The sequence below is a fragment of the Acetobacter sp. DmW_125128 genome, from assembly GCF_008704325.1.
Classification (GTDB): Bacteria; Pseudomonadota; Alphaproteobacteria; order Acetobacterales; family Acetobacteraceae; genus Acetobacter; species Acetobacter oryzifermentans.
The window spans coordinates 67,661-89,134 of sequence record NZ_VHOP01000012.1 but is presented as its reverse complement, the minus strand read 5'-3'; the positions used below and the strand labels follow the sequence as shown (position 1 = coordinate 89,134).

Here is a 21,474-nt window from a genome sequence, read left to right as displayed (position 1 = left end):
TGCACAGTTAGAGACGCTGCATTGCAGACAGGCAGATTTGGCATGGTTTTATCGTTACATACATATCTGCGGCCCGCCAACATCATTACGTGCAATCTTCAACCTTTTGTAAAAAAGCGGATGGAAAGGTAATTCTGAAACAGGTGCCAACACCCTCCGCCCCTGTTTCAATGGTGACATGGGCTTCGTGCAGATGCGCAATGGCACACACAAGGCTAAGCCCCAGCCCACTCCCCGGTACGTGGCGGCTTTTGTCCGACCGATAAAAGCGTGAAAGAACAGCTTCTCTTTCAGCCGGTGCAATACCTACGCCCGTATCCGTAACAAACAGAGATGCCGCACCGTTGATGCGTTGCGAGCCAAGAATAATGCGCCCACCTTCTGGTGTGAACTTTATGGCATTATCCACCAGATTGGCCAAAAGCTCGATCAACAAGTGCCGATCCCCCCATACAAAGCAGGGGGCTTCCCCCTCCTTTGTAACCAGCACTTTATCTTCCATTTCAGCTATGGGTTCATACAAATCAAATACGTCTGCCACCAGATCGGCTAAAAGCACTTGCCCAAAGCCTGCTTTTCTGCGGCTGTTTTCTATTTCCGCAATACGCAGCAACGCAGTGATAATACCCATGCACTGGTCCAGATCATCTACAGCACGCCCTACGGCCGCCTCCAGCGCCTCTGGCTCTGCGCAAGCAGAAAGAGCCCGCTCCAATCTGGCACGCATGCGAGAAAGCGGGGTGCGCAAATCATGCGCAATATCATTCCCTACTTCCCGCATATCGTCCATCAACCGCTCCAGCCGATCCAGCATACGGTTTACACTACCGGCCAAGCGTTCCAGATCATCCCGCTCCTTGGCAGCGGGCAAACGTTCATGGATATCTCCGGCCATAATGCGGTCTATAGCCTCGTGCATTTCCTTCACGCGGGAAAGAGCACGATGGCTGAGCACGATGCCCAGAAACAACGCAAACACAAAGGTAGGAATAGCCGCCACCAGCATGGTGTGGCGCAGCATGAGCTTTTGTTCGGAAAGCAGATGGAAGCTGCGCCCCAACACCAGAATGGTGCCATCTGGCAGTTTTTCCGCCAGCACACGCAAGGGGTACGAATCCCCTTCTTCGGGGTAAATTTCTACATTGTGGGGTTTGCCATCTGCCTTTAGGCCCTTGGGCCAAGTGCGCAAATCCCCTGCGATAAGAGCATGCCCGGAATCAAACAGCCCAGCACTGTTAATAATCAGCCGCAGATCATCCGTGGCACGGCGGCGGATAACGTATTCCAGATGCTCGGGAGACATCTGGGCCAGCAGTTCGGCCTCACCTTTCAGCAACTCGGTGGAACGGCGCGATTCCACGGCCTCAAGCTGCGCGTAAACCAGACCAAACTGCATGACCATCACCCCCGCCATGGCGGCCAGCGCCATAAGGGTGATGCGAAAAGTAGCTGTGCGAAAAAGTTCAGTCAGGAACACGCAGCCGGAATCCCGTTCCGCGAATACTTTCGATCAACGGTTCCTCTCCCGGCCCATCAATTTTGCGCCGCAACTTGCCAATATGCACATCCACCAGATTGGTGCGCGGAATAAACCGATATTGCCACACATCCTCCAGCAACATGGAACGTGTAAGCACCTGCCCCGGCCTGCGCATAAGGTATTCAAGCAAACGGAACTCACGCGGCAACAGCTCTATTTCCCGCCCATCGCGCCAGACGCGGCGTTCTATCAGATCCATATCAATTGGGCCCAGATGCAACTTGGTGCTGCGCGTATCATCCGGCCTACGCAACAGGGCTTCTATCCGGGCCACAAGCTCTTCTATGGCGAAGGGCTTGGTTAGATAATCATCGCCCCCAGCCTTAAGGCCTGTTACCCGATCATCCACCGCAGAAAGGGCAGAAAGCACCAGCACAGGCAGGCGTATGCCCTGCTGGCGCATGGTTTCTATAACGCTCAAACCATCCAGACCGGGCAAAAGACGGTCCACCACCATAACGTCTGCTTCTAACCGTAAGGCAGCTTCCAGCCCGGCATCACCTGTGGCTTTGTGCAGCACTTTAAAACCGCGGGCTGTCAGTTCAGCTGCAATTTCCTCGGCTATGGTGCTGTCATCTTCTACCAGAAGCACCGCTTTCCCATTGGGTGAGAAAAAATCGGCATCTTCCTTAAGCATATCCGCTGTTCCATTCATCTTTTACACTGATGCCGCTCCATTTGAATCAACACCAGTAAATTCCATTTCAGACTCTTCTATTCCGGCGGCATTGTCTTCCGGTTCATCCAGTTCACGCAACTTGCGGCTAACCGAACGTGTGCGCCTACGGGCTTCCTCGATAGAAAAAGACATGGCCTGTGCATTTCGTGCCAGTTTATCCAGCACGCCATCCATCTTGATCATTTCCTGCCGCGTGGCCCCCAGCAGGCGCGCAATGGTTTCTGTCCGCTCTTCCAGCGCAAGTGTAACGTACCCCAGATGGATTGTGCGCAACATGGCTGGCATAAGAGCAGGCCCCATAACCATAACCCGAAACTGCCGCCCCAGTTCATCAATCAGCCCCGGCATACGTGCCACTTCTGTATATAACCCATCTGTGGGCAGATACAGTACGGCAAACTCCACCGTTTTGGGTGGGTGAATATATTTGCTGGAAATCTTGCGCGCTTCCACTCGCATGGTGTTTTCCAGAGATTTACGTGCAGCTTTTTCTGCCACTGCATCACCTTCATCCGCAGCGTTGAGCAGCCGCTCATAGGCTTCTGTGGGAAATTTGCTATCCACAGGCAAAAGCGGAGGCGTGCTGGATTTAACAGGCATGCGGATGGCAAATTCCACCACATCGTTTCCGTTGCCAATCCGCACATTGCTTTCATACGTGCCGGGTGGCAGTACATCATCCAAAATGGCGCGTAGCTGGGCTTCCCCCCAGCCACCACGGGTTTTGACATTGCTGAAAAGGCGCTTGAGGTCTCCAATCTGGCCCGTCATGGCCCTTACTTCGCCCATGGCTTTTTGCATGGCGGAAAATTGCTCCAGCACACGCTGGAACGAAGTTTGCATCTGCTGCTCTACAGCTTCGTGCAGTTGCTCCGTAACCGCGTGGCGGATAGAGGCCAACTGCTGGGCAGATGTATCCGCCAGATTGCGCAGGGCTTCGGCCTGAGCGGCACGGGCCTCCGCCTGTTCTCGCCCCAGACCTCCGGCCAATGCACCAAGCTGTTCCGCCAGCTCCGTGCGCATACGCTCAATACGCCCACCCATGGCGCGTTCCATTTCCATCATGCCATTGCGTTGCGCGGCACTCTCGGAACGTGCCGTCGCGCTCTCATGCTCTACCAGAACATACAGCCGGGCCAGCAAATCTGCATCCGTGCCACCTCCTGCTTTAGGGCGCAGCACCACAACAAGACCTGCCCCCAACAACAAGGCGCACACAGCAACACTTAAAAGAACAATTACAGAACTCATGCCCCGTTTTGTCTTATGTCCGCAACAAGAGCAAGCACCAGAAACGCATAGAATGCCCACCAGAACAGCTTTATCGCGGCACCGTAATGACAATCGACCACCGGCAATGGTATGACCTACCCCTTAGCCTGCCTTGCGTGCAGAACATACGCTGTGTAGCAGGCCAATAAAAACACGTCATTCAGGCCGCGGATTTAAATAACACCGTGCCCTTTCCGGACAGGAGAACAATAGAGTGAACACGGCACAACGCATCCGCGGCATTGTGGCAGGTTCCGCAGGCAACCTGCTGGAATATTTTGATTGGTATGTTTATTCCTCTTTCACCATTTACTTTGCGCATGCCTTTTTCCCGCACGGCAACCCCACGGTCGAGCTGCTAAATGCGGCTGCGGTATTTGCTGTGGGCTTTTTTATGCGCCCTGTGGGTGGGTGGCTGTTGGGTATGGCGGCAGATCGGTATGGCCGACGCAGCGCACTCACCATTTCGGTGCTCACAATGTGTTTAGGGTCTTTGGCCATTGCCGTATGCCCAACATATGACCAGATCGGCCTTGCCGCTCCGCTGCTCCTGTTAATTGCCCGCCTGTTGCAAGGCCTAAGCCTTGGGGGAGAATACGGAGCATCCGCCACCTATCTGGCAGAAGTAGCCACACCCGATCACCGCGGATTCTGGTCTGGTTTTTTGTATGTTACGCTGGTTATGGGCCAACTGCTCGCCCTTGTTCTGCTCCTGCTCATGCAATACGTGCTGCTTACACCCCAGCAAATTGCAAGCTGGGGCTGGCGTGTGCCGTTTCTGATAGGTGCTTTGGGGGCTGTGCTTGTGTTCTGGCTACGCCGCCAGATGACAGAAAGTGACAGCTTTAAAAACGCGCATACAGAAGAAGAAAAAGGCGGCATTCGCGTTCTTCTGCACCATTGGCGGGCTGTATTAACGGTATGTGGCCTTACCCTTGGTGGCACCGTAGCCTTTTATACCTACACCATTTACATGCAGAAATATCTGGCCAACACGCTGGGTTTTCCTAAGGAAACAGCAACCCTTATTTCTACTGCCAGCCTTGTGGTGTTTGCTGCCATGCAGCCTGTTTTTGGGGCTCTTTCAGATAAAATTGGCCGCAAGCCATTGCTGCTGTTTTTTGGCTTTGCCGCAACATTTGGCACCATTCCGCTGCTGCATGTGCTTGCGGGGGCCTCATCCCCTTGGACGGCTTTTGCCTTGATTGTTACGGCGCTGTTTATTGCCTCTGGCTACACATCCATTAACGCCATTGTAAAAGCAGAGCTCTTTCCCACCCGTATTCGCGCTTTGGGTGTGGCCCTGCCTTATGCGCTTACGGTTTCCATTTTTGGTGGCACCACGGAATATATTGCCCTGTGGTGTAAACAGATCGGGCACGAAAACTGGTTTGCCGGATATGTTTCCATCTGTGCGGCCGTAACCCTATTTACGGTTTTGCGTTTAAAACAGACAGACCGCATTACCGCGCCAACCGATACGTCTGCACGCTCCTGATATTCGGTGCACGGCATGTTGCTCTTTGTTAAAAAAGCAGCATGCCCATTTCGGGTAATCAATTACGGGCCTTGTTGTTTCATAAAATCAGATTGCAAAATAACGCCGCGGATACGCCTTTAATTTGCCATAAGACGCGCCATTATTTGAGATGAGACAAAGAACGCAGGTGTAATCCTGTTTCAAGGAGGCTCATTTCATGCGCCAGATTACCAAACTTCTTATGGCCCTGCCCGTTATTACGGGCCTTGGCTTGGCAAGCGTGCCGATGGCGCAGGCACAACCCGGCCCACATATGATGGGCGGACCAGGTTGGGGTGGTGGCCCACGTGGCGGACCGGGCGGCCCAGGTTGGGGTGGCCCCAGAGGTGGTTATTACCATCATCGTGGCCCAGGTGGCGGTGCCATTGCAGGTGCCCTTATTGGTGGCTTGGCCGTAGGGGCGTTGGCTGGCGCCACAATAGCTGGTGGCCCGCCTGTAGTTTACGCACCACCGCCGCCCCCTCCGCCGCCGCCAACAGCTTACGTGGTGCCCGCTGTGCCAGTTATGCCCGGCCCCGGTTACGGCTATTACGGCCCGCGCGGATATTACCAAGCATGGTAAAAGAAGCTAAAGCCTGAAAGTAAAAAATCAGGCACTGCCCGCCAATGTGCGGGCAGCTTCCAGCACAGCTTCAACATGGCCCGGCACCTTAACCTTGGGCCAGATATGCGCAATTTTGCCATCCGCCCCAATCAGGAAGGTTGTGCGCTCAATACCCATATACTGGCGGCCATAATTGGTTTTGTCCCCCCACACGCCATAGGCCTCTGTCACGCTGCCAGATTCATCTGATGCCAAGGGAAATGTCAGATCATATTTGGCAGCAAAAGCATCCAGCTTTTTAACCGGATCGCGCGAAACGCCAATAACGGTTAGTCCGGCTTTATCAAAATCCTTTAGGGCCTCGTTAAATCCGCAGGCTTCTTTTGTGCATCCGGGTGTATCTGCCTTAGGGTAGAAATACAGAACAAACGGCTTGCCCTTAAAATCTGCCAACGTCACCTTACGGCCACCGCTTGCTTCCATATCAAACGCAGGCGCAGCATCACCTACCTGAAGCGTGTGTTTTTCCGTCATGCTTGTTTTCCTTCTTTTAAAATCTCTTACGCCAAAGTGAACGTGCAGGATCTGCAAGCTGTTCCAGCGCCAAGCCTACCTTATTCCACCGGGCCAACCAGCCGGGCAAAAACTGCATGCACATCACGCGCCAGAATATTCGCCTTTTCAATCAGATCTGGCAGCGTTTCCAACTTCATGGCTTTCAGCAGCACGTTTAACGATGCCGGAGCCAGATCACGCTCCAGATCAACAGGCGGCGTGGCCCCGCACAGCAGCCGCAACACAGCCTGAAGCTGGCGCCAGAACAGTTCAGCCTGCTTTAAAAACTGAGTATCCTCGGCACTTAGCAGCCCTGCCTTTTCCAGCCGCCCCAGCGCCAAACGCGTGCTCACATCCCGCACGGCACTATTTGCGCCAATCAACTGATAAATCTGGGCAATAAATTCTACATCTATCAACCCACCCAGCCGCCGCTTCACATCCCACACAGAAGATGCAGGCAGATCGCGCGCCAAGCGTGCGCGCATGGCGCTGGCATCTTTGAGCAGCGTTGCACGAGATGCTGGCTCGGCCCGTAAACGCCCATCCAGAATGGTATCCAGATCCTGCCTTAAAGCATGCTTTAATTCTGCTGGAGCGGCCACAATACGGGCACGGGTCAGGGCCATGCACTCCCATGTCCATGCAGATTCCGTATGGTAACGCAAAAAAGCAGGGCGCGAGACAGCAACCGGCCCCGCCGCACCAGAAGGACGCAACCGCATATCTACCGCATATAAGGGCCCTTCTGGGCCTGGTGCTGTCAGCGCCGCAATAAAGGCGTGGGCCAGCCGTGTGTAATATTGTGCAACCCCCACAGAACGCGGGGCAGAAAACAGCGGACGCTCTGCTTTTGTATCCGCCTGCGGCACCTCGCTGGCCTGCACATCTTCGGGGTGATCAAACACCATCAGCAAATCAAGATCAGACCGCGGCATCATCTCGCGCGAACCGGCTTTGCCAAGTGCTACAATGGCCATGCCACCACCCGGAACATGCCCGTACCGGCGTGTGTGTTCTATTTCCACCGCCTGTTTTACAATGGTGATAATGGTATCCGCCAGCACCGTGCGCTGCTTTTCGGCCTCGTTTTCCGTTATGCGGCTTTCCAGCAGGGCAACAGATAGACGAAACTCCTCCCCACGCAAAAGTGGGCGCAAAGCCGTTACCAGCTCTTCAACATCTGCCATTTCTTCCGCCAGATGTTGAAGGCGGGCGACAACCGTACGCCCTTCTTCTGGCGCGGATTCCAAAAGCCCTTCCAACGCAGAAGGTTTGTCTGCCAGATAATCTGCCAGAAAAACGGAGGCATCAAAAATATTGGCAATGCGGTCTACTAATGCCGGATTGCGTTCAAACAGGGAAAGAAGCTGCACCCCAGCATGTTGCCGCGCCAGCAACGCATCAAACCGACGTAAACAGGCCAGCGGATTGCTGCGCACACCAAAGCTGGCTAGCAATGTGGGCAACAGCACACGCAACAACGCATGCGCGCGCTCAGACCGCAGCGCCCGCAAGCTGTTGCCGCGCCAACGGGTAAGAACCTGTGTGGCTTCCTGCACCTGTTCGGGCGGAAAACCGTGCTTTTGCAAGAGTTCCGCCGTTTGCCCATCTTCCGGCCCCGGCACCAGCACACTGCCTTCCACTTCTTCGGGCTGGGCGGAATGCAGCACAAAATGTCGCTCGAAAATGCGCCGTGCCTCACGCATACGGGGCAACATATCCAGCGCCAGAACCTCGGCATCCGGATAGTTCATGAAAATGGCAAAGGCCTCGAACCCTTCCCGCGTGTCTGGCAAGCTGTGGGTTTGGTGGTCTGCACGCATTTGCAAACGGTGTTCGGCATCACGCAAAAAACGATAGGTGCGGGCCAGAACCTCGGCTTCTTCTCGCGGCAGGCGGCCTGAGCCTACCAGCTTTTTAAGCGCACCAAAGGTAGTTTTATCCCGCAAGGTAGGCTCACGCCCACCCCAGACAAGCTGCATGGCCTGCGCGATAAATTCAATTTCACGAATCCCGCCTTGCCCCAGCTTAAGATTATGCCCCAACAACCACTCTATGCTGGCGGAAGGATCTGCCAGCACGGCATCTGGTAGGTTACTTAAATCTGTCCGGCCCGCCTTACGGTAACGGTCTATCCGGGCCTTCATGTCATGCAGATCATCAATCAGTGCAAAATCCAGATGCCTGCGCCAGATAAACGGGCGAATAGCCACCAGAAAACGCCGCCCCAGTGTGAGATCTCCCGCCACAGGACGCGCTTTTGTCATGGCCGCACGTTCCCACGTTTGGCCGAGGCTTTCATAATACAGGATGGCGGCCTGCACCGTTACCGCCGGAGGGGTGGAAGATGGATCGGGCCGCAGCCTTAAATCTGTGCGAAAAACGTATCCGTTGGCATCTCGTGCTTCCATCAGGCTGACAAGATCGCTAGTCATACGCACGAACACACGCCGCACTGTGTCCGACTGAGGGTACGCTGTGGGATCATACAGCACCATCAGGTCTATATCGGATGAAAAATTCAGCTCCCGCGCGCCTAACTTGCCCATGGCCAGAATTACAAAGCCGCAGCCCTGTGCGGGGTGTTCCGGGTTGGGTAAAGCCAGTTGCCCCGCCTGAAAGGCACACCACAACAAATGCCTGACAGCCAGATCCAGCGCGGTATCAGCCAAGCGGCTCAGGGCATGTGTTACTTCCTCCAAAGACCAGAAGCCACCCAGATCCGCCACAGCACAAATAAAAGCTATGCGTTTTTTTGTATGCCGCAAAAAAGCCGCGACACACTCTCGCCCCGATGTTGTGTCAAATTTTGCGCATGTTGCAAACGCATCCTGCACACACATATCCGGCCCCTGTTCCAGCAGGGCCGCAAAGGCCAGAACGTCTTCTCGCGCCAGATCTGCCAGATACGGACTGTTGCCCCCAAGACACGCCAGCAGTTCCCGCGCGCCCGGCTGTATCATGACAGATTGCGCAACACCTGCTTCCTGCGCCAGAACCAGCATGTCCTGCGTAAACAGATCAGCCGCACGTGTATTTGCTGGAGCGGGCCAGTCTGCATCTGGCCACATGCGGGAACCGTGCCCTCTAGGTTGCCTTACGTCTCGAAAAAGGGAATGGTCTGCCTGCGTCATGATCTGGCCCGTGCTGTGAACAATAAAGGCTTGCTGCGTTGACTTCCAACGGTCAAGACACCACGCGCCCACGGCGCACAAAAACCCGGCAATTTCTGGTCTATGGTGCCTATGGCATGGTGGGGCTGCCTGTTGTGGGCACAGTTTTGCTGTTTGCGCGCATGGCGCTTGGGCCAATAAATGTTACGCCGTTGGTGCGCCCTTTTTTGCCTGTTGCCGTTATTTCCGGCGGCAAAAAACAGCCTCCGGTCGCTACGCTGGGGTTAAGGCGCGCCTATCTGGAATGGAACGGCCTGCGCGATGGGTTCACATCTCCGCTCATGCTTGCGCTGCATGACATTGCCGTTAAAGGGCCGGATCGCACAGTAGTTGATACCGTGCACGAAGCCCATGTTACGCTGGATACACTGGCCCTGCTACATGGTGGCATTGCCCTGCGCGCTGTAGAGTTGGAAGGCGTAAACCTTGCCCTCCGGCGCGGTAAAAACGGTGCTGTGGGGTTTGATTTTGATACCCCTCCGACCGTTGGCACAAGTGATAGCGGAAGTGTAGATACCGCCGGACTGGATCGTGCCGTAATCTCCCACGCTGTTGTGCGTATGAATGATCAACTCACTGGCACGCATTGGGTGGCTTCTCCGCTAGATGCCACACTGCATATGGCATCGGCTCAAGGCAAAAAGGGCATAACGGGTGCCGTGCAGTTTGCCGTAACGGGGGAGGAAAACCCTGATTGCCACATAGAGGTAAAAGCCAACAGTCTGCCAGATACAGATGGCAAAGGCATTGTATGGCATCTGGCAACCAATGCCGTTAAGCCAGCCAGCTTTTCCCATATCTCGCATGATCTGCAACATATCAGAACACCCATTACGGTGACATCCGATGTCAGCTTTCTGCCCGCGCCGGGTTCAGAATGGCTGATGCCTGGCGCGATGGAACTGTATGCAGATGCACAAAGCGGCAAGGTTACTGCCGCTGGAGCACGCTATTTTTTAAATGCCGGCTCTGCCAATATTACCCTGCGGCTTGACCATCTTAAGGATGGCAGCACGCCTGCACATATTATTGTGCACAACATCACCGCCAACCTGCGCAATCCAGACCACCCGGAAGATGAGGCCAGAGGGCTTCATCTGGCTGTATCCGGGCAAGTAGATGCTACAGATCTGATAAACCCCACCACGGTTTCCGGGCAGGTTACTGCCGATATTCCGCAGGTGTACTTTCCCGATCTGGTTTATTATTGGCCAGACAAGGCCGCCAAAGGCGGCAAAAAATGGGTAACCAAGAATATTACAGATGGCGTGGCCTACAACCTGCACACCACTGTTTCTCTATCCAGCAAAACAGGCTGGAATGGTGTGGATGTTAGCAACATTGCTGGCGGGCTGGATGCCAAAGGGCTGACCATCTACTGGCTGCGGCCTATTTCCCCACTAAGGGGCATGGATGCCCATATGGATGTGGACGGACTGGACAAGCTGAGCATCAAGTTTGACCACGGCTACCAGCTTGTTGACCGCGCCGGAAAAAACGTAGGCCAAAATGGTATTGGCCGCATTGCTGCTGGCCCCGGCAGCATGGATATTGTGGGCCTGACCAAAAAAGACCAGACCGGTATTATCAACACGCAACTGGATGGCAAATTGCAGGATGTGATGGCTCTTTTGGCCGAACCACGCCTGCACCTGCTTTCTCGCCACCCGCTGGATCTTCGCAACCCACGTGGGCGCGCCAAACTTCAGCTTATGCTCAGCCTCCCATTGAAAGACGATGTCAGCATTGATGACATGGACATTAAAGGCCATGCCGATATCACGCAGGCATCGCTTGATAATGTGGTCGCCGGGCGCGGTGTAAGGCACGCTGATATCAAGCTGGATGCCACGGCAGACGGCCTTTCTCTTGCCGGGCATGGCGTGTTGGGTGGGCTGCCCTCCAACATCTCCTATTCAACAGATTTCCGGCATGTACCGCCGACCGGGCTTTTGGAACAGGCGCATCTGACATCCCGCATTACCCCACAAACCGCAACAGCCGCCGGTTTTGCAACGGGAGACCATTTTGGTGGCTCTGCTGATGCCGTGGTGGATTACCGCCAATATGGAGATCACCACGGGTTGGTGGATATCAACCTCAACCTCAAAAACTCCCAAATCCGCATTCCGCTCTGGCATAAGGCACCGGGGCGGGCTGCACAGGCCACCGCTACGTTGGGGTTAAAAAACGGCCAGATTGTTGCGGTAGATCGTATTTTGGCTACAGGGCCGGATTTGGATGTACGTGGCAAGGCCCGCCTACGCCCCAATCATGCGCCACAACTGATTATCTCTTCCTTCCGGGTTGCTCATTCCACCGGCCATGCCATGCTGGAACTGCCACAAAAAGGCGTGGCAGGCTCGGTTATTCATGTTGGCGTCTATGCAGACATGCTGGATCTTTCCCCTTTGGTAACGGGTGATCCATCAGACCCCAAACCCGCACAGCCCGCCAGTAGCGGCTACCACGTGCCAGAAGCGGCAACAGGCAAGCTACACGGCCCTCCGGGTACAGCATGGGCTATTGATCTGACAGCCAACACATTGCGCTACAATCCCGACAAACCATCTTTGAAAGCTGTAAAAGCCTATTTTGAGGATAACGGCCAACGTCTGGAAAAAATGTATTTTGCCATGCACGGGCCAACTCCCGTAAGCATGACACTTACCCCCAAAGGTGCGGGGCGAGACCTGCGCGTTTCCATCCCAAACATGGGCGCGTTTCTGTCTGACTTTAAAATTGTGCCAGATGTAGAAGGTGGCCATGCCGTTTTAAGCGGATCTTTTGATGATACGGAGGCTTCCGCCCCGTTTAACGGCCGCATAACCGTAACGCCATTTGTGCTTAAAAAAGCCCCAACAGCCCTGCGTATGGCACGGAATATCTCATTTTATGGCTGGTTGGCCGCACATAATACATCGGAATTTACCGTTACACATCTTGTGCTGCCCGTAACGTTCAAAGATGGCGTGCTGAATATTCATGATGGCAGAACAGGCAACAATGCACTGGGCGCAACACTTGAAGGCGACGTTAATCTGGATAAGAACAGCATAGATTTACACGGCACCGTGGTGCCTATTTTTGCTATCAACAAACTGCCCGGAAAGCTGCCGGGCATTGGCTGGGTGTTTAGCCCGGAAAAAGATGGTGGGCTTGTGGCCATAACCTTTGGTGTGGCCGGGCAGATGAGCAACCCTTCCCTGCGTGTAAATCCTTATTCCATCTTTCTGCCGGGGGCCTTGCGCCGGATTTTTTAACCCGGTTGCGGCCCCTTTGCAGGGGCCATATTATTTATCATCAATAGCTGGATCTTCCCCATCCGCATTAGGGGGAAGATCAGCCGCCCCTTCCATCAGAGATACAGCATCTGTTAGCGGGCTGCGCACAGTGGCTGTAATGCCCCCTGCCCGCACGATATCCCGAAAAGATGCGCCCTCATCATCAAAAGCAGTATCCAGACCGTTGCCGCTGACTTCCCCTATGGCATGAAACACCACGCCAGATTGCGCGGTTACGGGGGAAACCAGCCAATGCCGTGTATGCGAGATAACGGAGGATGCATCTGCATCCATACACGGCTGCATATGGGTAAGAGTAACAGTTTCTGTGGTAACCAAGGCTTCGTTTTCTTCCCCAGCCTTAGGGCCACCGGCTTGGACTTGCGCGGCAAACACGGTGCCAGATGCCACCACCTGCATGGCTTGGGGCGGTTGTGCAATATCCGCACGCAAACATACGGAAACCGTGCCGGAACTTCCATCATCCGCCTGCGCAAGAGCTGGCAGGCTTACCCCAGCAAGAAACAGATAGAAAATTACAAAGCTGGGGCGAATTTTCATGGCGACGTTCTCTTTTTCCGTTTTCTGCCGCCCGAAACATCAAACCTTATGGGTGTGCAGGGGCTTCCCGCTTCAGCCCGGACGGAATGGCAAACACGCTATCTGGCTGGGTGGCGCGGCTTACACTTACTGCGCGCACCGTAACCTGCCCTTTCTGTGCAACCTGCAAAAGCAGGCCGTCTGGCGTATAGCATGCATCTGTTGGATGCCCCTCGGCATCCGTTGTGCGCCACAATGTGCACTGTTCACCCGCCACAACGGAATTCCCCAATCGTGCATAGGTGCCAGCCGCTGCGGGCTGCCCTGGGGGGGTAATCTGCTGTGGGCCCGGCACAGGCATCACGCTAGCCCGCTTGCGTGCGGTATCCACCACTGTAAGGGTGTGATCTGTCCATGATGTAATCATGAACACATCAGAATTCTGCGGGTCCAGCCGCTGGCGCAAGGAGCTAACCTGCCAGCGCATACGTTGCTGGGTGGGGGCATCCCCTTGGGCGGAGTTCAGCTGATACAACACATCCGCATCAACAGATGGCGTTACCACCGGCGCATCTGTTGGGCTTATTTGTGTTGGCTCTGGCGTTTGCGGCTGTATCTGGGCATGGGCGACACCACCAGAAGCCGCAGCCCCCAACAACACAAACCCCACACCGGCAAGAAAGCGTTTTGCAACCATCTTACGGTGTTCCTTCCGCGCTATTTGGAGCTGGGGTAGATATCATTGGCCCTACGCCAGAAGGCGCAGCAGGTTGTGCCGAAGCGCCACCCGCTGAACCTCCGCCGTTTTTATTGCCACTATGCGGGTTAACTTCCTGAAAGCCTGCAGGCGGCTGAAAGACGCTATCGGGCACGGGCTCGTAAGACACTTTCATGGCGCGGATACGGCCATTTAGCCCATCCACATCAATACCGGTTTGGGAAAGAATAAAGCCATCATCCGTGACGCAAGCCGTAGCCTGCCCTTGGGCAGATTGTGCAGCCCAGACAGTGCAGGGTTGCCCGGCCACAACATCACTGCCCTTGCGCGTAAACTGCATGGACAGATCAAGCAGAAACGGGTTGCGGATGCCTTCCTGCTGTACAAGGCGGGTGTAGATATGCCGATCGTTCAAAAGCACCAACACTTCCTGTGAAGCGCGGTTGATAATTACAGCCCCGCGGCTATCATCCCCTTCCATGCTGGTCATGTAATTAATGCGCATCAACCCGCCATCGCCAGAGAACATCACCTGCACATGGCGCGTTGCTATGGGGGTGTCTGGCTTAACACCATTTTCCAAATCCTGCGCTGTGGGCTGGGGCTGAAAGCTGTAATCAATAATAGCATCACGCGCGGGCGTTAGGCGTGGATGATCCAGCGCAACCTGTGCCTGTGCCTGCCCAGAAAACACCGTGCCCAGCACAGGCACAGCCGCCCCCAGAACACCCATCAGGCAAAAAAAACGCATACGACCATACAGGCGTGTGCTCATGATATCATCCATTCCAGTCATTCAAATTACAGGCCCGCACTTGGTTACCACCTTGGGCGCAAGCAACATGCTGCAAGCCTAAGGCATGCCACGGGCCGGAATATGGCAGTTACTTACATGTTTCGGATTTCTGCTTCCAGCACATCAGCCGGAATATTCTGCTGCCAGCGCGGCTGCATGCTTACGGCCTTTTCCAACATGGCTTTATATTCGGCTGCTGGTATTTCCTCTCCCCCAAAGCGGGCCAGGTGCTCGGTACCAAATTGTGTGTCCAGCACAACAAACCCACACACGCGCAACCGTGCCACCAAATGCACCAAAGCCACCTTGGAGGCATCTGTTGTGCGGCTGAACATGCTTTCTCCAAAAAAAGCACCACCAAGGGCTACGCCGTACAGACCGCCAACCAGATTACCATTTTGCCAACACTCCACACTGTGGCTGAAGCCCATGTTATGCAGAGCACAGAACAAGCGGTAGATCTCGCTATTTATCCATGTGGTTTCGCGCCCCGGCGCGGGGGCGGCACATGCACGCATAATAGCGGGAAAATCCCTGTCCACACACACATCAAACTGGCCAGACAACACAGTACGGCGCAAGCGGCGCGGAAGATGAAAACCATCAAGTGGCAAAATACCGCGGGGGTCGGGGTCATACCACCGCAGGGTCGTATCCGTTGCATCGGACGCCATAGGAAACAGCCCCGCCGCATATGCACCCAGCATGATCTGTGGGGTAAGTTCCTGTGCCATCTGCTGCATGTTCCTTTCCTGCAACCCATCATCCCGCAAGCCAAGGCAACCTCTGGCTTTGCATTCCGTTATGGAGTGTCATAGCCCATATGTTGTCTGACCCTGCTTGATGCCAGCCCGCATTGGGCACAAACTTGTGCCAGACAGCCACCGACTCACCAGCCTACGGAGTTGCCTGTGAGCACAGAAGCACCTCGCCTTATCCGCTCCATCCGCCTGTTAGATGCTGCGGAAGATCGTATTAAAACACAATTTACAGCCCCGCCTCCGCCAGAAAAAAGCCTGGACACACAGGCCCTTCTGGAATTAGCTAAGGCATTTCAGCCTTTTGCTGTTGTGGTTACCAATAACGCACCTCTTAAAGGCAAGGATGTAGAAGCTCTGCCAGAATGCGTAAAACTGGTTTCTACTGTAAGCGTTGGGCTAGACCATCTGGATCTTCCCGCCCTACATGCGCGTGGTATTGCGGTTTCCAACACCCCAAATGTGCTGACAGATTGTAATGCTGATTTAAGCATGATGCTGATTCTGGCCGCCTGCCGCCGCGCTGCCGAATATTATATGCTCATGAAAAAAGGCTGGCACCACGGCATGGGTATGGGCGGCATGTTGGGCCACCGTGTTACCGGCAAACGGCTGGGCATTGTGGGTATGGGCCGTATTGGGCAGGCTGTGGCAAAGCGCGCGCGTGGCTTTGACATGACCATTCTGTACCACAACCGCAGCCGCCTTTCCGCCGCGGAAGAAGCCGGTGCCACCTATTTTGAAAAGCTGGAAGACATGTTGCCCCATTGCGATGTGCTAACATTGCACATGCCGGGTTCACCTTCTGCGCCACCCCTCATGAACAGTCAGACATTTTCTCTGCTGCCCAAAGGGAGCGTGTTTGTAAATGCGGCGCGCGGGTCTTTGGTGGATGAAAATGCGCTGATAGAGGCTCTGGAATCTGGCCATCTGTTTGGAGCTGGGCTGGACGTTTACCGGCAGGAACCCAACCCCAACCCAAGGCTGACAGCCTTGCCCAATATCTTCATGACACCGCACGCGGGCAGCGCCACCATAGAAACGCGCACCGCCATGTGCATGTTGGCGCTAGATAATGTTGAGGCTTTGGCAAAAGGCTTACCCATGCCCTCTCCCGTTACGATGTAAGGAGCAACCTTTGCCATGAACATGCGCCTGTCTTGCCTGATTGGTATTGTAGTGTGCTTTGCCGTGAGTATGTGGGCGCCGCATTACCATTTGGCGGCCAAGGTTATTGGCATCACGCTGCTTGGATTTGCCATTCTCACTACGTTTCTGGAGGGTGAACCTCCCCGCAAGATCACGAAAAAAACCGCCTAAGCAGCAAAAAGGCCAGCCTATAAAGGTGCTGGCCTTTTTTGCGTCTCTCTTACTTTGACAAAAAGCAGTTTAGGCTTCCGCCCCACGTTCGGCCAGATCTGCACGCATAGACATAGCGGTATCACGCACAACCGGCCCGTGTTCACGCTCCAAGCGCCGAATGGTGAAATGTGCACGGGCAAGCGCACGGTAATGGTTGAAGAACGCCGTATTCAAAGAAGCCCCACACAGCGCGCCTGCTACAGGCATAAGCTGGAGAGAAATTTTCTGCCCCAGCGCCAAGCCGTAATGCGAGGCCACTTCAGCAATCAACATCACAACCGGGCGGCCACGCAGCACGGCACGGGCCGAAAAATAGCCCAGTTCGCTTTCTTCGCCCGCTCTGCTGTTCGGGAAGGCTTTAAGGGCAAACACTTCCAAACATGCACGGCGGGCATCGGGGTCAGACAGGTCTTCCCCTTCTTCCCGCGCAACGCGTGCAATTTCGCGCATGATTGTAAGCGTTGTAAAACCAATATCCGGGCCCAAACCGGCCAAGCCGCTAAACCCACCAACTGCACCAGAAACAGCTACAGCGGCTTGCAGTGCCGGGCCACGCCAACGGGCTTCTGCCATCTGGCTATCTGCGCGGCCTTTCATGCCCACAATGGCAACATCAAACGCACGTGCAATGGCAGTTTCTGCCAGCCCGCGCATTTTTTCTTCCATATTGGGGGCCATGCCCAAACCACGCAGGCCCAAACGTGCAGCATGCCCCACGGCGCCGCCCATAAGGTCTGCCAAACGCACCAGAACGCCCCGGCCAGATTCCACATCAGCCAGAGCCTGTTCCAATTCTGCCAGTTCGTGCCCATCCAAAAGCATGGGGGCCAGGGCATTCCCTGCTGTTTTTTGTGTGCTCATCCGTGCCTCTCCTGCCTGCTGCATGCCACGCCCGTTTGCGAACGAAGCAGCGACGCACTCTGGCGCCTTATTTTTCTCTATTCCGTTGTAATCATAACAGGCACAGAGCACGAAAAACAGCACCCAGCACCTTATCCACCCTGCATACGCGGCCCGCGCCGTTGTAAGGCTTGCATAAAGCCCTTACACACTCCAAAGCAGAAATACCGTTCTCCACCCAGGCGCACACCTTATTGCGGAGTATCCTGACATGACCGATCCTTCACCCACCCAGCGTTCCGTGCGGCGCTTTCTGCGGCTGGCGCCGCTGGCAGCCCTTGTTGCAACCGCTGCCTGCGCCACCCAGCAGCAGCAGACATATGAAACCCGGCTGGCTGAAGCGCGCACTGCACCAGATCTGTGCCAGTCTGACCGTTTCCACGTTCTGGTGGCAAAAGCATGGGAAAAGGCACATGAAGCCGGTGGTGCAGATGTAGAAGATGCCTCTCCCAACCCCAATACGCCTGCACCCGCCATACAGGTACAGGCTTCTTCCGCCATGCCGGATGTAAGCTTTCCGCCTTATTCACAACGCTCTTGCCGCATGACAGTTCAATCTGGCACGGCTGCGCCTGAAACAGGCTTTTTTACGGTGGCTTACTTTATGCACAACGGCAAGGTGGATACCTCCGTGCCATTGTGGGATTCTGATAAAGAGGTTTCCGACTACTATAATGAGCTGAAAGAAAAGATCCGCTCTGGCGTGGATATGAACAATCCAACCCTAAAAGCCTGCATGCGGCATTACCCAGACCTGCACCCAAACAGCATAGATCCAGCCGTACAGCAGGCTGCTATCAGCCTGCGTGCTGTGTTGGTGCGCCACTGCCTGGCAGACCATGCTGCATTAAAAAACCTGTACTCAGACATGTACTTCATTCACCGCTAAACAAATATCCGGGCATACCCGCTTTTGGGTCTGGCTGCTTTGATCTTGCATTCAGCCCCAAAAGTCGCATTGTACGGCAGTTCTTTTTAGCTTTCAGGATACCTATTCCCATGCAGTATCATTCTGTTTCCCCCGATTTTGCCGTTTCCCCCCAGATTACAGTGGATGATATTCCGCTTATTCATGGTGCAGGGTTCAAAACCATTATTTGTAACCGCCCAGACGGTGAAGAAGCTGGCCAGCCATCTGCTGAAACCATTGGTGAAGCTGCACGCAAAGCGGGCCTTTCCTTTATTGCCATTCCCATTTCTGCACCGCTCACACCTTCTTCCGATGCCGTGATTGAAACGCAGGAAGCCATCAACACCCTGCCTGGCCCAATTTTTGCCTATTGCCGTTCTGGCAACCGTTCCGCTCAGGCATGGACACTGGCAACACAGAGCTAATTTTTACTCTGCATTGCTTGCAAAAAAGGCCGCCCTTTATGGAGCGGCCTTTTTTGTTTGTGTGTAATTTGCCCAGCACTACAAAATATCGTGAACACGGGCTGTGTTTCAGGCAGGCTCTTGCCACCCACCCATCTCACACAAAATCTGCCAGTGTGCTGCCGATACAGGGCAGACAGATAAGCGAGACTGCCGCACCAAAGCCAAATCTTCCAGCGTAGGTTCGGCCTTAATCTGCGCCAGTGTTACAGGGGTAGGCATGGGGGCTATGGCTTTCACATCCACACATACCCATTTATCTGTTTCTGCCGTTGGGTCTGGATAACCTTCACGCACCACTTCCACCACGCCAACAATGGCGCGTTGCACGTTGGAATGGTAGAAAAAAGCGCGGTCTCCCGCCTTCATGGCCGCAAGGTTCTTTTTAGCCTGGTGGTTGCGCACACCTGTCCATGGCTCTACGCCATTAGCCACCTGCTCATCCCAGCTAAAAGCATCCGGCTCACTTTTCACCAGCCAGTAGGCCATGATTATTCTGCCATCTGGCCATCACGGAACACGGTCCGCAACGGGCGAATAATAACGCTTTCAAACAGATTAACCTTTGCGTATGGGTCTGCCGCAGCAAAACCTTCTGCCGTGGCGCGATCTGGGGCTTCCAGCAGAACAAGGCTGCCACAAGGGGCGTTATTGGCATCCAGTTGCGGGCCTGCAAAAAGGATACCGTCTTTATGGGCTTCCAAAAATGCCAGATGCTGCGCACGTGTGGCCTTGCGCAATTCCAGCGCGCCGGGACGATCCGTACAGGTAATGGCAAACAGCATAATTTCCTCCGTTGTGTTGTGCGGGCAAGACGCCCATGAACAACTGCATCGTGTCAAGAGGCACGGAATGTTGTAAAAGGGGACACAGGTAGTCCTTTTCCCACTTCCACAATGGCGGTGAAAGAGGAAGACCACAGGATTGAACCAGATACAGATGGAACGGACTGACTTTTGAGCGCCTCTCCGACCTTTGTCGCGCGTACCGGCAATTTTTTCCATCGGTATGCCAATCCCGGCCAGTTTCTTAAGCTGGGGGCACGCCTACAGCCGTGGCTAACGTGGCCTGCCATTATTCTTACCCTTACGGGGTTGGGCTGGGGGTTGTTTTTCTCCCCCGCAGACTGGCAGCAGGGCGATTCCGTGCGCATTATGTATGTGCATGTGCCTGCCGCCATGCTGGCTTCTGCCGGGTATGCTGGGCTGGCCATATGCGGCCTGCTCTCACTTGTATGGCGGCACCCGCTGGCTGACTTGGCAGCGGTGGAAATTGGGCCTGTTGGGGCATCTATCACCGCGCTTTGCCTTGCTACGGGTTCCCTTTGGGGCAAACCCATGTGGGGGACGTGGTGGGTGTGGGATGCACGGTTGACCTCCGTTTTAGTGCTGTTTTTCCTGTATCTGGGCCATATTGCCCTTATTCGGGCGTTTGATGATCCGCAGCGAGGGTACAAAGCTGCCGCTATTTTGGCCCTTGCTGGTGCGGTGGATTTGCCCATTATCAAGTTTAGTGTGCAGTGGTGGAATACCCTGCATCAGCCAGACAGCATTACCCTTACGGGTGCGCCCACCATGTCTTCCTCCATGCTGTGGCCTTTGGCTTTGTCTGCCTTGGGTATGGGGCTTGGGTTTGCCGCCATTGTTGTGGCCCGCACCCGCGCCGCCGTAATGGAAAGCCGCATTCGCGCCCTGCTGTCCTCCCCCCGCCGCAGAGGCAACGCTGCATGACCCATCTGCCTTATATTGCCGCCAGCTACGGCCTGTTTGCCATTATGGCGCTTGTGTTTTCTATTGGTGCTGCCCTGCGCCTGAAGCGCGACCGCATCCGGCTGGCCACCCTTGAACAAAAAGCCCCCCGCAAGGCAGGAGCCACCCCACAATCATGACCCGCAAAACCCGTCGCCTTTGGCTTGTCATTGCCTGCGTGGCGTGCCTTGGCACCGCCGCAGCTTTGATCCTGCGGGCTTTTTCTTCCGATATCGTGTTTTTTGTCACACCTTCACAGGTTATGGCTTCTCCCCCACCTGCGGATAGAACCGTTAAGCTGGGCGGTATGGTGGTTGCTGGCTCTGTGCACCGTGAACGCAAGGGTGAAACACCTGTGGCCACGTTTAACGTCACAGATGGTCAGGCCGCTGTTACCGTGCATTACGAGGGCATTTTGCCAGACCTGTTCCGTGAAGGGCAGAGCGTTGTCGCCATTGGCACCGTGCAGCCTTCGCACGATTTTACCGCTACCGAAGTGCTGGCCAAGCATGATGAAACCTATATGCCCAAGGAAGTGGCCGAGGCCCTGAAAAAGGCCGGGAAATGGGATCCACGTTTTGGCCCGCCCCCCAGTGCGGATAGCTGGAACAAAATGACGGTGCAGGATGCCCGCAAAAACACCGCCACCCAGCCTGCCACCAACTAAATACAGACCTGAAAAAGCGGG

The 21,474-nt window shown here is 54.9% G+C and carries 22 protein-coding genes; 10 read left to right on the top strand and 12 right to left on the bottom strand.

Annotated elements, in window-relative coordinates; all coding sequences use genetic code 11:
• Positions 1–85 precede the first annotated feature (85 nt).
• Genes FKW19_RS05250 through FKW19_RS05240 form a run of 3 tightly spaced genes read right to left on the bottom strand, consistent with a single transcriptional unit; the run spans position 86 to position 3,470 of the window.
• Positions 86–1,477 (bottom strand): ATP-binding protein, encoded by a 1,392-nt coding sequence (locus FKW19_RS05250; RefSeq protein ID WP_089178835.1) that lies wholly within the window; start codon positions 1,475–1,477, stop codon positions 86–88.
• Positions 1,464–2,195, bottom strand: coding sequence for a response regulator transcription factor (locus tag FKW19_RS05245; protein ID WP_089178834.1), 732 nt, complete (start codon positions 2,193–2,195; stop codon positions 1,464–1,466). The genes FKW19_RS05250 and FKW19_RS05245 overlap by 14 nt, the downstream gene beginning before the upstream one ends.
• Before the next feature lie 3 nt (positions 2,196–2,198).
• Entirely contained in the window at positions 2,199–3,470 is a 1,272-nt protein-coding gene (locus tag FKW19_RS05240) for a DNA recombination protein RmuC (RefSeq protein WP_006116066.1), read from the bottom strand.
• A 235-nt stretch (positions 3,471–3,705) separates the two neighbouring features.
• Between FKW19_RS05240 and FKW19_RS05235 the strand changes: the two genes are divergently transcribed.
• The gene (locus tag FKW19_RS05235; RefSeq protein ID WP_089178833.1) at positions 3,706–4,989 is read left to right on the top strand and encodes an MFS transporter; all 1,284 of its coding nucleotides are present in this window, start codon (positions 3,706–3,708) and stop codon (positions 4,987–4,989) included.
• A gap of 199 nt (positions 4,990–5,188) precedes the next feature.
• Complete coding sequence (locus FKW19_RS05230) at positions 5,189–5,593, top strand: hypothetical protein (RefSeq protein WP_063353850.1); 405 nt, start codon at positions 5,189–5,191, stop codon at positions 5,591–5,593.
• A 27-nt stretch (positions 5,594–5,620) separates the two neighbouring features.
• Here FKW19_RS05230 and bcp read toward each other — a convergent pair whose 3' ends face one another.
• Positions 5,621–6,109 (bottom strand): thioredoxin-dependent thiol peroxidase, encoded by a 489-nt coding sequence (bcp, locus tag FKW19_RS05225; protein WP_089178832.1) that lies wholly within the window; start codon positions 6,107–6,109, stop codon positions 5,621–5,623.
• Positions 6,110–6,189: 80 nt separating this feature from the next.
• The gene (locus FKW19_RS05220) at positions 6,190–9,267 is read right to left on the bottom strand and encodes a bifunctional [glutamine synthetase] adenylyltransferase/[glutamine synthetase]-adenylyl-L-tyrosine phosphorylase (protein ID WP_193561065.1); all 3,078 of its coding nucleotides are present in this window, start codon (positions 9,265–9,267) and stop codon (positions 6,190–6,192) included.
• A 116-nt stretch (positions 9,268–9,383) separates the two neighbouring features.
• On the opposite strand from FKW19_RS05220, the gene FKW19_RS05215 reads away from it, so the two are divergent.
• Positions 9,384–12,569 carry an AsmA-like C-terminal region-containing protein gene (locus FKW19_RS05215; RefSeq protein ID WP_193561078.1) on the top strand — a complete coding sequence of 1,062 codons (3,186 nt, stop codon included), beginning with the start codon at positions 9,384–9,386 and terminating at the stop codon, positions 12,567–12,569.
• Between the two features lie 30 nt (positions 12,570–12,599).
• Here the strand turns inward: FKW19_RS05215 and FKW19_RS05210 are convergent, their stop codons facing one another.
• The 4 genes from FKW19_RS05210 to aat all read right to left on the bottom strand — a co-directional run bounded on the left by FKW19_RS05210 (position 12,600) and on the right by aat (position 15,378).
• The gene (locus FKW19_RS05210; RefSeq protein WP_089178829.1) at positions 12,600–13,151 is read right to left on the bottom strand and encodes a hypothetical protein; all 552 of its coding nucleotides are present in this window, start codon (positions 13,149–13,151) and stop codon (positions 12,600–12,602) included.
• A 46-nt stretch (positions 13,152–13,197) separates the two neighbouring features.
• Complete coding sequence (locus tag FKW19_RS05205; protein ID WP_089178828.1) at positions 13,198–13,827, bottom strand: hypothetical protein; 630 nt, start codon at positions 13,825–13,827, stop codon at positions 13,198–13,200.
• 1 nt (position 13,828) lies between these two features.
• Positions 13,829–14,644, bottom strand: coding sequence for a DUF4412 domain-containing protein (locus FKW19_RS05200; RefSeq protein WP_006116074.1), 816 nt, complete (start codon positions 14,642–14,644; stop codon positions 13,829–13,831).
• A 92-nt stretch (positions 14,645–14,736) separates the two neighbouring features.
• On the bottom strand, positions 14,737–15,378 hold the full coding sequence (aat, locus tag FKW19_RS05195; protein WP_089179901.1) for a leucyl/phenylalanyl-tRNA--protein transferase: 642 nt from the start codon (positions 15,376–15,378) through the stop codon (positions 14,737–14,739).
• A gap of 177 nt (positions 15,379–15,555) precedes the next feature.
• On the opposite strand from aat, the gene FKW19_RS05190 reads away from it, so the two are divergent.
• On the top strand, positions 15,556–16,530 hold the full coding sequence (locus tag FKW19_RS05190; RefSeq protein WP_089178827.1) for a D-glycerate dehydrogenase: 975 nt from the start codon (positions 15,556–15,558) through the stop codon (positions 16,528–16,530).
• A gap of 15 nt (positions 16,531–16,545) precedes the next feature.
• Positions 16,546–16,722 (top strand): hypothetical protein, encoded by a 177-nt coding sequence (locus FKW19_RS15390; protein WP_006116078.1) that lies wholly within the window; start codon positions 16,546–16,548, stop codon positions 16,720–16,722.
• A gap of 69 nt (positions 16,723–16,791) precedes the next feature.
• Here FKW19_RS15390 and FKW19_RS05185 read toward each other — a convergent pair whose 3' ends face one another.
• Positions 16,792–17,649 (bottom strand): EcsC family protein, encoded by an 858-nt coding sequence (locus FKW19_RS05185; RefSeq protein ID WP_089178826.1) that lies wholly within the window; start codon positions 17,647–17,649, stop codon positions 16,792–16,794.
• Between the two features lie 226 nt (positions 17,650–17,875).
• Between FKW19_RS05185 and FKW19_RS05180 the strand changes: the two genes are divergently transcribed.
• Both FKW19_RS05180 and FKW19_RS05175 read left to right on the top strand, forming a co-directional pair.
• Entirely contained in the window at positions 17,876–18,553 is a 678-nt protein-coding gene (locus FKW19_RS05180; RefSeq protein ID WP_089178825.1) for a hypothetical protein, read from the top strand.
• A 110-nt stretch (positions 18,554–18,663) separates the two neighbouring features.
• On the top strand, positions 18,664–18,999 hold the full coding sequence (locus FKW19_RS05175) for a TIGR01244 family sulfur transferase (RefSeq protein WP_089178824.1): 336 nt from the start codon (positions 18,664–18,666) through the stop codon (positions 18,997–18,999).
• 108 nt (positions 19,000–19,107) lie between these two features.
• Here FKW19_RS05175 and FKW19_RS05170 read toward each other — a convergent pair whose 3' ends face one another.
• A complete protein-coding gene (locus FKW19_RS05170; RefSeq protein WP_063353842.1) occupies positions 19,108–19,527 on the bottom strand; it encodes an EVE domain-containing protein in 420 nt (139 codons plus the stop codon).
• A gap of 2 nt (positions 19,528–19,529) precedes the next feature.
• On the bottom strand, positions 19,530–19,823 hold the full coding sequence (locus FKW19_RS05165) for a YciI family protein (protein WP_089178823.1): 294 nt from the start codon (positions 19,821–19,823) through the stop codon (positions 19,530–19,532).
• Between the two features lie 171 nt (positions 19,824–19,994).
• Between FKW19_RS05165 and FKW19_RS05160 the strand changes: the two genes are divergently transcribed.
• The 3 genes from FKW19_RS05160 to ccmE are packed head-to-tail and all read left to right on the top strand — an operon-like array spanning position 19,995 to position 21,453.
• Complete coding sequence (locus FKW19_RS05160) at positions 19,995–20,768, top strand: heme ABC transporter permease (RefSeq protein ID WP_006116085.1); 774 nt, start codon at positions 19,995–19,997, stop codon at positions 20,766–20,768.
• The gene (locus FKW19_RS15385; protein WP_162870716.1) at positions 20,765–20,926 is read left to right on the top strand and encodes a hypothetical protein; all 162 of its coding nucleotides are present in this window, start codon (positions 20,765–20,767) and stop codon (positions 20,924–20,926) included. Before FKW19_RS05160 ends, FKW19_RS15385 begins: the two co-directional genes overlap by 4 nt.
• Positions 20,923–21,453, top strand: coding sequence for a cytochrome c maturation protein CcmE (gene ccmE / locus FKW19_RS05155; RefSeq protein ID WP_006116086.1), 531 nt, complete (start codon positions 20,923–20,925; stop codon positions 21,451–21,453). The genes FKW19_RS15385 and ccmE overlap by 4 nt, the downstream gene beginning before the upstream one ends.
• Positions 21,454–21,474: the final 21 nt, after the last annotated feature.

Bases quoted from the DNA above. Each gene is read 5' to 3' on its own strand.
- FKW19_RS05165 (WP_089178823.1), bottom strand. From the start codon at position 19,823: ATGCTGTTTGCCATTACCTGTACGGATCGTCCCGGCGCGCTGGAATTG.
- FKW19_RS05200 (WP_006116074.1), bottom strand. From the start codon at position 14,644: ATGACTGGAATGGATGATATCATGAGCACACGCCTGTATGGTCGTATG.
- FKW19_RS05185 (WP_089178826.1), bottom strand. From the start codon at position 17,649: ATGCAGCAGGCAGGAGAGGCACGGATGAGCACACAAAAAACAGCAGGG.
- FKW19_RS15385 (WP_162870716.1), top strand. From the start codon at position 20,765: ATGACCCATCTGCCTTATATTGCCGCCAGCTACGGCCTGTTTGCCATT.
- bcp (WP_089178832.1), bottom strand. From the start codon at position 6,109: ATGACGGAAAAACACACGCTTCAGGTAGGTGATGCTGCGCCTGCGTTT.
- FKW19_RS15390 (WP_006116078.1), top strand. From the start codon at position 16,546: ATGAACATGCGCCTGTCTTGCCTGATTGGTATTGTAGTGTGCTTTGCC.
- ccmE (WP_006116086.1), top strand. From the start codon at position 20,923: ATGACCCGCAAAACCCGTCGCCTTTGGCTTGTCATTGCCTGCGTGGCG.
- FKW19_RS05230 (WP_063353850.1), top strand. From the start codon at position 5,189: ATGCGCCAGATTACCAAACTTCTTATGGCCCTGCCCGTTATTACGGGC.
- FKW19_RS05210 (WP_089178829.1), bottom strand. From the start codon at position 13,151: ATGAAAATTCGCCCCAGCTTTGTAATTTTCTATCTGTTTCTTGCTGGG.
- FKW19_RS05220 (WP_193561065.1), bottom strand. From the start codon at position 9,267: ATGACGCAGGCAGACCATTCCCTTTTTCGAGACGTAAGGCAACCTAGA.
- FKW19_RS05215 (WP_193561078.1), top strand. From the start codon at position 9,384: ATGGTGGGGCTGCCTGTTGTGGGCACAGTTTTGCTGTTTGCGCGCATG.
- FKW19_RS05205 (WP_089178828.1), bottom strand. From the start codon at position 13,827: ATGGTTGCAAAACGCTTTCTTGCCGGTGTGGGGTTTGTGTTGTTGGGG.
- FKW19_RS05175 (WP_089178824.1), top strand. From the start codon at position 18,664: ATGCAGTATCATTCTGTTTCCCCCGATTTTGCCGTTTCCCCCCAGATT.
- aat (WP_089179901.1), bottom strand. From the start codon at position 15,378: ATGGCACAGGAACTTACCCCACAGATCATGCTGGGTGCATATGCGGCG.
- FKW19_RS05180 (WP_089178825.1), top strand. From the start codon at position 17,876: ATGACCGATCCTTCACCCACCCAGCGTTCCGTGCGGCGCTTTCTGCGG.
- FKW19_RS05170 (WP_063353842.1), bottom strand. From the start codon at position 19,527: ATGGCCTACTGGCTGGTGAAAAGTGAGCCGGATGCTTTTAGCTGGGAT.
- FKW19_RS05240 (WP_006116066.1), bottom strand. From the start codon at position 3,470: ATGAGTTCTGTAATTGTTCTTTTAAGTGTTGCTGTGTGCGCCTTGTTG.
- FKW19_RS05245 (WP_089178834.1), bottom strand. From the start codon at position 2,195: ATGAATGGAACAGCGGATATGCTTAAGGAAGATGCCGATTTTTTCTCA.